This window comes from Brevundimonas basaltis, assembly GCF_014202075.1.
GTDB lineage: Bacteria > Pseudomonadota > Alphaproteobacteria > Caulobacterales > Caulobacteraceae > Brevundimonas > Brevundimonas basaltis.
The window spans coordinates 93,064-106,348 of sequence record NZ_JACHFZ010000003.1 but is presented as its reverse complement, the minus strand read 5'-3'; the positions used below and the strand labels follow the sequence as shown (position 1 = coordinate 106,348).

General features: G+C 69.1%; 10 protein-coding genes. 6 read left to right on the top strand and 4 right to left on the bottom strand.

Features of this window, described 5'->3' with window-relative positions; translation table 11 throughout:
- Positions 1 to 2 precede the first annotated feature (2 nt).
- From HNQ67_RS08000 to HNQ67_RS07985, 4 genes are read right to left on the bottom strand one after another with little or no spacing between them, the layout of a single operon-like run.
- On the bottom strand, positions 3 to 815 hold the full coding sequence (locus HNQ67_RS08000; protein WP_183254200.1) for an enoyl-CoA hydratase family protein: 813 nt from the start codon (positions 813 to 815) through the stop codon (positions 3 to 5).
- On the bottom strand, positions 812 to 1,315 hold the full coding sequence (locus tag HNQ67_RS13625; protein ID WP_221247807.1) for a MarR family transcriptional regulator: 504 nt from the start codon (positions 1,313 to 1,315) through the stop codon (positions 812 to 814). The genes HNQ67_RS08000 and HNQ67_RS13625 overlap by 4 nt, the downstream gene beginning before the upstream one ends.
- Positions 1,312 to 2,073, bottom strand: a complete 762-nt coding sequence (locus HNQ67_RS07990; RefSeq protein ID WP_183254198.1) for an SDR family NAD(P)-dependent oxidoreductase — start codon at positions 2,071 to 2,073, stop codon at positions 1,312 to 1,314. Before HNQ67_RS07990 ends, HNQ67_RS13625 begins: the two co-directional genes overlap by 4 nt.
- Positions 2,070 to 4,373 carry a bifunctional salicylyl-CoA 5-hydroxylase/oxidoreductase gene (locus tag HNQ67_RS07985; protein ID WP_183254196.1) on the bottom strand — a complete coding sequence of 768 codons (2,304 nt, stop codon included), beginning with the start codon at positions 4,371 to 4,373 and terminating at the stop codon, positions 2,070 to 2,072. The genes HNQ67_RS07990 and HNQ67_RS07985 overlap by 4 nt, the downstream gene beginning before the upstream one ends.
- 169 nt (positions 4,374 to 4,542) lie before the next feature.
- Between HNQ67_RS07985 and katG the strand changes: the two genes are divergently transcribed.
- The 6 genes from katG to HNQ67_RS07955 all read left to right on the top strand — a co-directional run bounded on the left by katG (position 4,543) and on the right by HNQ67_RS07955 (position 13,284).
- Positions 4,543 to 6,774 carry a catalase/peroxidase HPI gene (gene katG / locus HNQ67_RS07980; protein WP_183254194.1) on the top strand — a complete coding sequence of 744 codons (2,232 nt, stop codon included), beginning with the start codon at positions 4,543 to 4,545 and terminating at the stop codon, positions 6,772 to 6,774.
- A 66-nt stretch (positions 6,775 to 6,840) separates the two neighbouring features.
- Positions 6,841 to 7,128, top strand: coding sequence for a hypothetical protein (locus HNQ67_RS07975; protein WP_183254192.1), 288 nt, complete (start codon positions 6,841 to 6,843; stop codon positions 7,126 to 7,128).
- Between the two features lie 38 nt (positions 7,129 to 7,166).
- Positions 7,167 to 9,947 (top strand): hypothetical protein, encoded by a 2,781-nt coding sequence (locus tag HNQ67_RS07970; RefSeq protein ID WP_183254190.1) that lies wholly within the window; start codon positions 7,167 to 7,169, stop codon positions 9,945 to 9,947.
- Positions 9,944 to 10,840 (top strand): mechanosensitive ion channel family protein, encoded by an 897-nt coding sequence (locus HNQ67_RS07965; RefSeq protein WP_183254188.1) that lies wholly within the window; start codon positions 9,944 to 9,946, stop codon positions 10,838 to 10,840. The genes HNQ67_RS07970 and HNQ67_RS07965 overlap by 4 nt, the downstream gene beginning before the upstream one ends.
- A 231-nt stretch (positions 10,841 to 11,071) precedes the next feature.
- Complete coding sequence (locus HNQ67_RS07960; protein ID WP_183254186.1) at positions 11,072 to 12,565, top strand: putative 2OG-Fe(II) oxygenase; 1,494 nt, start codon at positions 11,072 to 11,074, stop codon at positions 12,563 to 12,565.
- Positions 12,562 to 13,284 (top strand): 2OG-Fe(II) oxygenase, encoded by a 723-nt coding sequence (locus tag HNQ67_RS07955; RefSeq protein WP_183254184.1) that lies wholly within the window; start codon positions 12,562 to 12,564, stop codon positions 13,282 to 13,284. The genes HNQ67_RS07960 and HNQ67_RS07955 overlap by 4 nt, the downstream gene beginning before the upstream one ends.
- Position 13,285 lies beyond the last annotated feature (1 nt).

The following is a 13,285-nucleotide window of genomic DNA, read 5'->3' as shown; positions in this document are numbered from 1 at the left end:
GCTCAGTTCCCCTCGAACACCGGCTCGCGCTTCGCGGCGAAGGCCTCGTAGGCGCGGCGGAAGTCGTTGGTCTGCATGCAGATGGCCTGGGCCTGGGCCTCGGACTCGATGGCGGCGTCGAGGCTCATGTCCCATTCGACGTTGAGCTGGTTCTTGGTGATGCCGTGGGCGAAGGTCGGCCCCTTGGCCAGCGCCAGCGCCAGGTCGCGGGCCGCGTCCATCAGGGCGTCCGGCTCGACCAGCCGGTTGTGGAAGCCCCAGCGCTCGCCCTCGTCGGCGGTCATGACCCGTCCGGTGAACAGCAGCTCCGAAGCCCGACCCTGACCGATCTGGCGGGGCAGGATGGCGCACGCGCCCATGTCGCAGCCGGCCAGGCCGACGCGGGTGAACAGGAAGGCGGTCTTCGTCCGCGGGGTGGCGATCCGCAGGTCCGACGCCATGGCCATGATGGCGCCGGCCCCGACGCAGACGCCGTCCAGCGCGGCGATAATCGGTTGCGGGCAGCCACGCATGGCCTTGACGAGATCGCCGGTCATGCGGGTGAAGTCGAGCAGAGCCGGCATGGCCATCTCGGTCAGCGGACCGATAATCTCGTGCACGTCGCCGCCTGAGGAGAAGTTGCCGCCAGCGCCGGTGACGATGACCACCCTGCAGTCGCCGGCGTGGACGAGGGCGCGAAAGAGGTCGCGCATTTCGGCATAGGACTCGAAGGTCAGCGGGTTCTTCCGCTCGGGGCGGTTCAGGGTCAGCACGGCCACGCCCTCGTCGTCGACCGACCAGAGGAAATGTTCGGCCTTGTAATCGCGCGCCTTCATGGCTGGCTCTCCTCGTGGATGGCGGAGCGAAGCGACCGTTTGGTCTGCTCCAGCAGGGCGGTCAGATCCTCGGCCTCGGCCCCGGTCAGGCCGGCTAGCAGGGTCTCGATCCAGTGTTCGTGGGCGCGAGCCATGGCGGCGAAGCGGGCGCGCCCGTCAGCGGTCAGGCGCACGCGCTGCACCCGCCGGTCGGCGCCGGGCAGGTGCTCGATCAGGCCGTCGGCCTTGAGCCGTCGAGCCAGGCCGGTGACGTTGCCGTTGGAGACCATCAGCATGCGCGAGACGTCGCCCATGGTCAGGCCGGCTTCGCCCGCCCGGTCCAGCGCCGAAAGCATGTCGAAGCGCGGCAGTGTCGAGCCGAAGTCGTCGCGCAGCCGCTGCGAGATGGTCTGTTCGATGGTGGTGGCGCAGGTCAGCAGCCGCAGCCAAAGGCGCAGCGACCGCTTGCCGTCCGGCGCGCCGCCCAGCCGGTCAGGCAGCGGGGCGGCGGCGGCGCTCACAGTTCGCCCCCGGCCACGGGAACCGCTGTCCCGTTAACGCCCGAGGCGCCCTCTCCACACAGCCAGACGATGGTCTGGGCCACTTCGTCTGGCGTGATCAGCCGGCCTTGCGGGTTCTCGGCGGCGAGGGCGGCGCGGGCCTCGTCCTCGCTGCGGCCGGTCTTGGCCATGATCGACCGGACGGACCGGGCGACCAGATCGGTCTCGGTGAAGCCGGGGCAGACGGCGTTGACGGTGACGCCCTTGCTCGCGACCTCCAGCGCCAGGGCGCGGGTCAGGCCGACGAGGCCGTGCTTGGCCGCGACATAGGCCGAGACATAGGCGTAGCCCTTCAGCCCCGCGGTCGAGGCGACATTGACGATGCGGCCACGCCGCCGGGTCAGCATACCGGGCAGGATCAGCCGGGTGGCCTCGGCGGGGGCTTCCAGATTGAGGGCCAACATGGCGCGAAAGGCGTCGGCGTCGGTCTTCAGAAAGGGGGCCGAGGTCGCGGCGCCGGCGTTGTTGATGAGGATGTCGACGGGGCCGAACCGGTCGCGGCCGGCCTCGATCGCGGCCGCCAACGCGTCCGGATCGGTGACGTCGGCGGGGGCGGCGAAGGCGAGGTCGCCGATGCGGTCGGCGGTCTCCTGCAGCCGGCCGATGTGACGTCCGATCAGCGTGACCTGACAGCCGGCCTCGGCCAGCCGCTCGGCGGTCGCCCGGCCGATGCCGGAGCCGGCGCCGGTGATCACGGCGTGATGTCCGGTCAGATTCATACGGGCCCCGCCTGCTGCTGTTTTTCGAGGTTTCGCGCCAGCTGGGCGAAGCCGGCGCGGTACTGGACCGGCGGCTGGATATTGCCGCGCCAGCCCAGCTCGGCGGCGGCGCGCAGGCTCCAGTTCGGATCGGCCAGATGCGGTCGGGCGAGGGCGCAAAGGTCGGCCCGACCGGCGGCGAGGATGCTGTTGACGTGGTCCGTCTCGTAGATGTTGCCGACCGCCATCGTGGCCACGCCGGCCTCGTTGCGGATGCGGTCGCTGAGCGGGGTCTGGAACATGCGGCCGTAGACGGGCCGACTGTCGGGCGAGGTCTGGCCCGCCGACACGTCGATCAGATCGCAGCCGGCCTCGGCGAAGGCGCGGGCGATGGCGACGGAGTCTTCGGGCGTCAGGCCTTCATCCATCCAGTCCGTGGCCGAGAGGCGGACCGACATGGGTTTGTCCCCGGGCCAGACGGCGCGCATGGCGGCGAAGACCTCGAGCGGGAAGCGCAGCCGGTTTTCGACGGATCCACCGTAGTCGTCGGTCCGATGGTTGGAGATCGGCGTCAGGAAGGACGACAGCAGATAGCCGTGGGCGCAGTGCAGCTCGACCATGTCGAAGCCCGCCTGATCGGCCCAGCCGACGGCGCGGACGAAGTCGTCGCGGACGCGGTCCATATCGGCGCGGGTCATCTCGCGCGGAACCTGATCGTCCTCCGACCACGCGATGGGGGAGGGTGCGATCAGCTCCCAGCCGTCGTGAATCAATGGTTGATCGGCCCGCTCGCCCCACGGTCGCTCGACCGAACCCTTGCGCCCCGCATGGGCCAGCTGGATGGCGATGCGCGCGCCCTGACCGTGAACGAAGTCGACGATCCGTTTCCACGCGTCGCGATGCTCGGGCCGGTACAGGCCGGCGCAGCCCGGCGTGATCCGGCCGTCGGCCGAGACGTCGGTCATCTCGGTAAAGATCAGACCGGCCCCGCCCAGCGCCCGTCCGCCCAGATGAACCAGATGGAAGTCGCCCACCGTCCCGTCCTCGGCCGAATACATGCACATCGGCGAGACCACGACGCGGTTCGGCACGGTCAGGCCGCGCAGGCTCAGCGGGGCGAACATCGGCGGCGGCGGATCATCCGTGGGCGGGGCGCCCGCGCTGTCGGCGAACCAGCGCTCGACCCCGGCCAGGAAGTCGCGGTCACGCAGGCGCAGATTCTCGTGGCTGACGCGCTGGCTGCGGGTCAGCAGGCTGTAGGTGAACTGGAGCGGGTCGAGGTCGACGTAACGGTCGACCGTCTCGAACCATTCGGTGGAGTTGCGGGCGGCACTCTGCAGTTTCAGCACTTCAACCCGGCGCCCGGCTTCGTAGTCGGCCAGGGCGGCGTCCAGATCGCCGCCGCCGGTCAGGGCGCTCGCCAGATGGATGGCGTCCTCGAAGGCCAGCTTTGTCCCTGACCCGATGGAGAAGTGGGCCGTATGGGCCGCGTCGCCGAGGAGCACCACCTTGCCGTCGCGCCAGCGCGAACAGGCGACCCGCGGAAAATTGAGCCAGGCCCCGCCGCGCAGGTGGCTGGCGTTGCTCATCAACGCGTGGCCGCCCAGCCAGTCGGCGAACAGGGCTTCGGCCGCGCGGCAGGTCTGGTCCTGATCCAGCGTGTCGAAACCGAGACCGCGCCAGGTCGTCTCGGTGCATTCCACGATGAAGGTCGAGGTCCCCGGTTCGAACTGGTAGGCGTGGGCCCAGATCCAGCCGGACGGAGTCTCGACGAAGGCGAAGGTGAAGGCGTCGAACGACTGGTTCGTGCCCAGCCAGATGTATTTGTTGGACCGCACGTCGACATCGACGCCGAAGGTCCCGGGCTCGGCGTTGCGAATGCGGCTGTTGAGACCGTCGGCGGCGACCACGATATCGGCGTCCAGCGCGCGGATGTCGGCGACCTCGCTCTGGAAGCGCAGATCGACGCCGAGCGATCGGGCCCGTTCGTGCAGGATGGTCAGCAGCCGCTGCCGCCCGATGCCCGCGAAGCCGTGGCCGCCCGAGCGGATGCACTGACCGTGGATGTGAACGTCGATATCGTCCCAATGGACGAAGGCGGCCTCGATGGTCGCGGCGGTTTCGGGGTCGTTGGCCTTCAGATTGGCCAGGGTCTGATCGGAGAAGACCACGCCCCAGCCGAAGGTGTCGTCCGGCCGGTTGCGCTCATGCACCACGACCGACAGCGACGGATCGCGCAGTTTCAATGAGATGGCGAGGTAGAGTCCGCCGGGGCCGGCCCCGGCGATGGCGACGCTTCGAACAGGCGATCGCGCTGACATATTTTAAGTATGAAATGTATTCTCCGGACTGTCCAGTTGGGGACGGCGACGTCGGAGGAAGGTCGAGTATAAATTTTTCTGTGCGCGGCGACAACGTTTATCGATTGTTCTTACGTTCGGCCGGGGCCTAGGCTCTCCTCCAATCCATAAGGTCACAGGAGGAGCCGTCATGGACGGGAATGCGCACAAAAGCCCGCTGAGCGATCCGGACAAGAAGCCGGCGGCCCTCAGGGCCCTGCTGGGCCGCACCAATCGCGACTGGTGGCCCAACCAGCTGTCGATCGACATCCTGCACCAGCAGGGCAAGACCGGCGATCCGATGGGCGACGGCTTCGACTACGCCGAGGCGTTCAAGAAGCTGGACTACGATGCCGTCAAGCGCGACCTGCATGCGCTGATGACCGACAGCCAGCCGTGGTGGCCGGCGGACTACGGCCACTACGGTCCCTTCTTCATCCGCATGGCCTGGCATTCGGCGGGCACCTATCGCACCGGCGACGGGCGCGGCGGCGCGGGCGCGGGGCAACAGCGCTTCGCCCCGCTGAACAGCTGGCCGGACAACGGCAACCTCGACAAGGCGCGCCGCCTGCTGTGGCCGATCAAGCAGAAATACGGGGCCAATCTGAGCTGGGCCGATCTGATGATCCTGGCCGGCAACGTCGCCATCGAGAGCATGGGCGGGCCGGTGTTCGGCTTCGGCGGCGGCCGGGCCGACGTCTGGGAACCCGAGAAGGACGTATATTGGGGCACCGAGGAACAGTGGGTCGGCGAGGAGGGCAATGAGACCCGCATCCAGCCCGACAAGGAGATGGCGCTGGAGGAGCCGCTGGCGGCCATTCAGATGGGGCTGATCTACGTCAATCCGGAAGGCCCGGGCGGTCGACCCGAGGCGCTGGAATCGGCCCGTGACATTCGCGAGACCTTCGCCCGCATGGGCATGAACGACGTCGAGACGGCGGCCCTGACGGCGGGCGGCCACACCTTCGGCAAGGCCCACGGCGCCGGCGACGCCTCCAAGGTCGGGATCAGTCCCGAGGGCGCCGACATCGCCCAGCAGGGCCTCGGCTGGGTGTCCGGCCACGAGAGCGGCATGGGCGACCACACCATCACCTCGGGCATCGAGGGCGCCTGGACGCCCACGCCGATCACCTGGGACATGACCTATTTCGACATGCTGCTGGACCACGAATACGAGCTGGTCCGCAGCCCGGCCGGCGCCAAACAGTGGCAGCCGGTCGGCAATCCCGACGACACCCTCGCCCCCGCCGCCCATACGCCGGGCAAGCGCGTGCCGACGATGATGACCACGGCCGACATGGCCTTCAAGGTCGACCCGGAATACCGCAGGATCATGGAGAAATTTCGGGCCGATCCGGCGTATTTCGCCGACCAGTTCGCCCGCGCCTGGTTCAAGCTGTGCCACCGCGACATGGGTCCCAAGGCCCGCTACCTCGGGCCGGAAGTCCCGGCTGAGGACCTGACCTGGCAGGATCCGGTTCCGGCTCCCCAGGGGTCGCCGCTCGGCGATGCCGACATCAGGGCGCTCAAGGAGCGGATCGCCGCCTCAGACCTGTCGGTGGCCGATCTGGTGCGGACGGCATGGGCCTCGGCCTCGACCTATCGCGGTTCGGACCATCGCGGCGGCGCCAACGGCGGCCGTATCCGTCTGGCGCCCCAGAAGGACTGGAAGGTCAACGAGCCCGGCAAGCTGTCCCGGGTCCTCAAGGTCTATGAGGACATCAAGGCGGCGTCGGGCGTCAATGTCTCGATCGCCGATCTGATCGTGCTGGGCGGCTGCGTCGGCATCGAGCAGGCGGCGAAGGCGGCGGGCCAGACGATCGAGGTTCCGTTCACCCCCGGCCGGACCGATGCGACCGCCGAACAAACCGACGTGGAAGGCTTCGCCGTGCTGGAGCCCCGGATCGACGGCTTCCGCAACTATCTGGGCGTTCGCTACAATGTGCCGACCGAAGAGGTGCTGATCGACCGGGCGCAGCTGCTGGGCCTGACGGCGCCGCAGATGACCGTGCTGGTCGGCGGCCTGCGGGTGCTGGGCGTCAATCACGACGACAGCCCGCACGGCGTGCTGACCGACCGCAAGGGTCAGCTGACCAACGACTTCTTCGTCAACCTGCTGGACATGGGCACGGCGTGGAAGGAGGTCGACGACCGCGGCGACGAGGTCTTCGTCGGCACCTGCCGCAAGACCGATGAGGAAAAGTGGACCGCCACCCGGACCGACTTGGTGTTCGGCTCCAACTCGCAGCTGCGGGCGCTGTCCGAGGTCTACGCCTCGGCCGGCGCCGGCGGGAAGTTCGTGCGCGACTTCGTCTCGGCGTGGACGCAGGTGATGAACGCCGACCGCTTCGACCTGCCGCGTGAGGCGCGGCGCGCGGCCTGACGTGACCCTCGCCCCGGCGCGTTCGCGTCGGGGCGAGGCCGCGGCCGCGGCCGAGGGAGGCTGGCGATGCATCTCAGCGAGGTCGACGGCCTCGACGCCCGAACGACCTGGTGGATCCCGGCGGTTGTCGCGCCGGAGCGGAACTGGCCGGGGGCGCCGGGCTGCCGCCGGGGCGCGCGCTATGTGGTGAACCGCGAGACGCTCCGCGCCAGCCGCGACGCGTTCGACCCGTTCGACAGCCGGCTGAGCTGCCTGAACTGGATCATGAGCCACCGCTCGGCGCTCAACGAGGCCTTGCCGGGGGCCGCTATCCGGGCGGTCCGGCTGGACCGCTGGCTGCTGGGCATGGACTAGGGCGGCGGCGCCCCCCGTCGCAGGGCTGAAATCGGCGCATGACGGGAGCGGCGAAATCCCGCACAGACGCCGCCAACAACCGGTTGCAGCCATGGTGCTCCGGGTCGAAGATGGCGGTGCTGTCTCCGATGCGGGCGGCGCCTCGGGGGGCGGATTTGAAACGTTATTGGTCGGCTGGACCAGCACGATGGCCGCGGCGTGGCGGCACTTCGGTCCTGCTCGCGATCCTCGCCTGCCTGGCGTTCAGCCCGGGCGCTCGTGCCGAAGCCGGCGCGGGAGCGGCTCCGGTCCTGAACGCAACGCCCCCATCCGCTGCGTCTGGCGACGCCGGGCCGACGCCCGAGGAGCAAGCCCGTGTCGAAGCGGACCGTCTGGAGGCGGCCCGGCTCGAAGCGGCGCGTCGCGCCCGGTCGACGGCCGAACAGCAGATTGCGCTCGAGCGGCGGCGACTGGCCGCCTATGCGCTTGTGCTGTCCGCGGCGGAGAGCCGGCTCGATGCCGCCGCCGGTGATCGCGACGTGGAGGCTGAGGCGGCGTTGGGTCTGCGTCAGCAGGCCGTGGAAGCCCACAGTCGGCCGGCGGTCGCAGACGCGGTCTATGACGAACTGCGCACCGAGCTTCGCGCCACCCGGAGCCGCCTTGACGCGACCCTGAGAAGGGCCAGCCGTGGGACGGACTTGCCGCCGGCGCCGGTTCTCGAGACGAACGACCTGGCTCCCGGGGACTCGCTCAGCGCCCTCCGGACCCTTCAGGCCGCCCTGCAGGAGCGACGCGATCGACTGGCGGTCCGACAGCACGCCGACGACCGGACCGAGGCGCGGTTGTTGCTGGGGCGGCTGACCCTGCTCAATCAGGCTCGGCTCGACCTGTTGCCACACCTGTCGACGGGCAAGCGGCGGGCGTTGACCAGTTTCTCGCCGGCGGCCTGGAATCAGGTTTCGGCCGAGTTCGAGCATCTGGCGCTGATCATCCGCTATCACGCCTTCGTGCTGATCGACGCCGCGCGTCAGGGCGTTCTCGGTCGAGATATCCTGTCAGCCAGCGTCCTCCTCGCGGCCTCGACGGTGATGTGGGTTCTGGCCTTCGTCGTTTTCGCCATCTGGCGCACGACGGCCCGTCGTCTGTTTCCGGTCTGGGAGCAGAGGCTGCAGGCCAAGAACCTGGCGACCCTTCGCGCCTCGCCCGAGTTCCGGCTGAAGCTGCTGCGGCTGTTCATGTCGGTTCGCGGACCCCTCGAATGGTTGGTGCTGCTCTTCGTACTGCGTGGATTCCTGCCGACCCATGTCCGGGCCTTGCTCGAGGTCCAGATCCTCGGACTGATCGTCGGCTGGCTGCTGATCGCGGCGGTGGCGACCCGTCTGCTCGACGCCCTGTTCGGCGCGGGCGGCGCCCGAACCTCGCGCAGCACGCGCGCCCTGGGGCCGTTGCGGTTGCGATCGATGCGGCTGGTGAGCAATGTCAGCGTCGGATTCATCCTCGTGCTGACCTTGACCGCGAGGCTGGTGGGCAAGGGGGCCTTCTATCACTGGGTGCTCGCCATCGGGTGGCCCGCGGCGGCCCTGACCTTGATGCTGCTGGTCGCATGGTGGAGGGAGGTGGTTTTCGAGCAACTGGCGCGCCAGCGTCGACCCGGAGGGGTTCAGCGCTGGATGCTGGCCAACCGGACCGGCCGGTACGCGCCGGTGGCCGCGCTCGCGGCGACGGTGGACGTCGTGGTCCGGGGACTGGCGCGGTCGGCGCGCACCGTCGGCAGCCGATTTGTCTCGGTCCGACGAACCCTCGCCTTCCTGTTCCGGCAGGAGCTGAATCGGGCCGATCGCAGTTCCGTGTCCGATCTCATCGACCTGCCGCCCGCGCCCTTCGACAGCCTGTCTCCGACAGCGGCGGGCGAGGTGTGGATCACGACCCGGCTTCAGCCGATGCTGGACCGGCTGGCCGAGCCCGGAGCGGCGGGTCTGATCGCCCTGGTGGGCGAGTGGGGATCGGGGAAGAGCGCCGCCCTGGACCATCTCTACGGCCGCCTCGACGACGTCCGGCGGATGACCGCCGTCGACCTGATGAAGGCCCCCGACCGGCGGGCGTCCAGGGGGGACGCGGCCGTGATGCTCGTCGACGACGTCGAAGCGCTTGTCCGGTTCGATGTCGGCGGGTTGGCGGCGTTCGACCGCTGCATCGACCGGGCCCGCCGGAGTGCGGACGGAACGCTCTGGGTTCTGTCGATCGACAGTGCGGCCTGGCCGTTGATCAGTCGTCTGCGCCACGTCCGGACCCTGTTCAGGACGGTGATCGAGGTTCCGCGCTGGACCGATACGGCGGTCGCCGAGCTGCTCGGATCCCGGACCGCCCAGGCCGGGTTGAGACCACTCTATGACCGGATGATCGAGGACGCCGGGTCCATGGATGAGATCGATCTCGCGGAGGCGGTGGAGGCCAAGAGCGCGGCCTTCATGCTGCTGCTCTGGGACGCGTCCGCCGGAAACCCCGGTGTCGCCCTGCATCTGTGGCGGTCGGTGCTGGGTGTGGGTCCGGATGGTCGCGTCTTCGTCCGGCCCCTGCATCCTCTCGCCGAGGCGACCATCGAGCGGCTGCCGCTGGAGGCTCTGTTCGTCTATCGCGCGGTCCTGCGCCAGCCGGATGCGGACGGCACAGACGTCGCGGCCGCGACCCGTTTGCCAGCCGGAATGGTGGCGGACATCCTCAGCGCCGGCGTGCGTGAGGGGCATTTGCTGCGGACCGGCGAGACGCATCGCATATCCTGGGACTGGTTCCGGCCCCTGACCCGCAGCCTTGTGCGTCATCACCTGGGAGACGCGCCATGATTCCTCGCACGGCCCGAGTTCTGCGCGCCGCCGGGGTCGCCGCCGGCCTGAATTTCGCCGTCGTCGGCGTCGCCCGGGCGCAGGACCCTGTCGATCTCGGTCAGCTGGCCGGCTTCATCCAGTGGGGCGGCGTTGCGGCTTCGGTGGTGGTGTTCGCCCTCGCCCTCGTCCTGCTGCGCGGCCTGTCGCACCTCTCCGCGTCGCTTTGCCAACGGTTCGTCAGCCGTCGGCCGACGATCCAGAAGATCGAATCGGCGTCGCGCTTCATCGTCTATCTGATCGCCATCGTGATCGCCGGGCGGTTGAGCCTGCGGATGGACGCGACCGCCTTGACGGTAGTCGGCGGGGGTTTGGCTTTCGCCGTGGGCTTCGCCATGCGCGACCTGGTGGCGGCGGTCATCGCGGGCGTGACCATCATGTTCGACCGACCGTTCCAGGTCGGCGACCGGGTCGAATACGCCGGTCAGTACGGCGATGTCATCAAGATCGGTCTGCGTAGCGTCCGGATGAACACCCTGGACCACAACGTTATCACCATCCCGAACAACAAGGTGCTCACCGATGTCACCTCCAGCGGAAACTACGGCGCCCTCGAGATGCAGGTCCCGTTCACCCTTTTCATAGGGCCGGATCAGGACGTCGAACTGGCCATGACCCTGATTCAGGAGGCCTGTCTCACCAGTCCCTACGCCTTCCTGGACCGGCCGGCCCCGGTGCTGGCGACCCAGGTCCTGGAGGGCAATTTCGTGCTGATCCGGATAACGGCTCGCCCCTACGTGTTCGAGGCCGTGCATGAAAAGAGCTTCGAGACCGACGTGACCTTGCGGGTCCGCCGCGCCTTCCGCGAGCACGGCATAACCACCCCGACCGTCGCGATCGCTGGTCGGGTGTGACCGGCGTCCGCGGCGGCAGCGGCGGCGGTCCTCTTCGCCGGGGGCGACCGGTCAATCCCCGTCTCCAGGTTGATGGGTTTGGTCATCCGCCAGGTTTGGACAGGGGGAAGGGTAGGGCCGAGGGGGCGAGCGTTACGCAGCCGAGGCCCCTGTGTTCTTGGCGCCGCGCCGAGGCTAGAGTTTCTGTCCGTCGCCCCCGACCAAGCGGGGGCGAACTCTGACGGGGGTTTGATGGTTCGGGATTGGTCGAGTGAGGTGGCCCGGGCCAAGGCGGCACAGGCGACTGGACGAGCGACCGAAGCGACGCGGCTGCTGCTGCCGGCGCTGTCGGATCCAGCGGCGCCCGACGAAGCGCTGAGGGCCTTGGCGGCGGTGCTCAGGGCCGGGGGGCAAGCCGCCGAAGCGGTGCCGGCCTTGGAGCTGCTGGCGCGCCGGCAGCCCGCCAGCGCTGTGGCTGAGCACAACCTGGCGGCGGCGCTTGGCGATTGCGGTCGTGCGGCCGGCAGCGAGGCGGCGGCGCGCCGGGCGCTGGCGAAGGGCGGACGGGCTCCGGAAACTTCACTGGTGCTGGGGCGGGCGCTGATGGCCCAGGGCAGGTTGGACGATGCCGAGGCCGCGTTCCGGGCGGCGCTGGCCCTGCGCCCGGACTTTCTGCCGGGGTTCCGGGATCTGGCCCAGTTGTCCTGGATGAGGCACGGGAACGTCCCTCGCCTGATCTCCGAACTGGTCCCCTTGGCGACGTTGGCCCGGGTTCGTGAGGACGCCGCCTTGCTGTTGTCGTCGATCCTGAGGGACACGGCGGGCGATCAGCCGGCGCTCGACAGCCTGACCGCGTGGTTGGGTTCAGGGTCAGCCGAAGTCGCGCTGGCCGCCGCCGCCGCAGCCTCGGGCCTCGATCCGTTGCTCTCTCTCGAGCACGCCCGGCGCGCTCTGGCCCTTTCCCCCACAGATCCGCGAGCCGATCTAGCGGTCTGTTCCGCCTTGATCGCCTGCGAGCGGCCGCAGGAGGCGATCGCCGGTCTGGAGCGACGGCTGGCGCGCGATCCCGGGGATCAGTACGCCAGAGCCTTGCTGCTGGCCGCCTGGAGGACGGCGGAGGACCCCAGAGCCCTGACGGCGGAGGACTACCGGCGGCTGGTCCGGGTCTATCGATTGGAGGACGGGGACGCGACGGAGCGTGTCGCATGGCTCGATCTATCCGCGGCGGCCCTCCGACGGCTACATCCTTTCCGCTCGCACCCTTTCCAGCAGTCGGTCCAGAACGGCGCGCAGTCGCGGATCGACCCCCGCGTGGTGGGCGACCCCGCTATCGACCAGTTGTTCGAGAGGCTCCGCGACCCGATCGACGCCTATATCGCCGACGTCAGGCCCGACTGGCTTGGACGTCCGCTCGGCAGCGACTGGCGCATCGCCGGGGCCTGGTCGGTCAAGCTGGGACCGGGGGGGCGGCATACCGATCACGTCCACCCGCGCGCCTGGGTGTCATCGGCCGTCTATATCAAAACTCCACCGGACATCGACGCCGGCGGCCGGGCCGGCTGGCTGCGGTTCGGGGCGGCCCGTATCGGCGCGGCTTTCAGCTTGCCGGCTGAGCATTGGGTGCGGCCCGAGGCCGGGACCCTCGTGCTGTTTCCCTCCTATCTGTGGCATGGCACTGAACCGTTCGAAGGCCCGGGAGAGCGGCTTACCGTCGCCTTTGATCTCCAGCCGGTGGAAGCCGTATGACCGAAACCTTCAGCATCGATCGCTCTCTGGACGCCGCCCGTCTGGCGCCGGTGTTCGACCGGTTCGGGCGGCTCCATCTTCCCGACTTTTTGCGTCCGCCCGGCGTGGAACGACTATCAGCGGCGCTCGCTGGCGAGACCGGCTGGACGGTGTCGACCATGGGCGGCGGTTCCACAATCGACATCCCGGCGCCCGCCTTCGCCGCCGCGGACGATGCGGCGCGGGCCGCCCTGCTGGCCTCCGCCCACGGCGAAGCGCGATCAGGCTTTCATTATATGTTCGAGAGCTTGCGGATCAGCGACCTGGCGGATGCCGGCGCGGACCTGCCGCCCGCGCTGTCGGCGCTCTATGAGTGGCTCAACAGTGAGACCTTCCTGTCGTTCGCCCGAGCGCTCTCGGGTGAACCGGACCTCGCCTATGTCGATGCGCAGGCGACCCGGTACCGGCCGGGTCACTACCTGAATGAGCACGACGATGAGAAGCCGGGCGCCGGTCGGCGACTGGCCTATGTATTGAACCTCACGCCGGTATGGCGTCCATCGTGGGGCGGGCTTCTGGCCTTCCTTGATGCCGACGGACATGTGGCCGAGGCCTACACGCCGGCCTTCAACGCCCTGAATATCTTTCGCACCCCCCAGCCTCATATGGTGTCGCAGGTGACGGCCTTCGCCGGCGCGTCCCGGCTCTCGATCACCGGCTGGATTCGCACCTCTCGCTAAC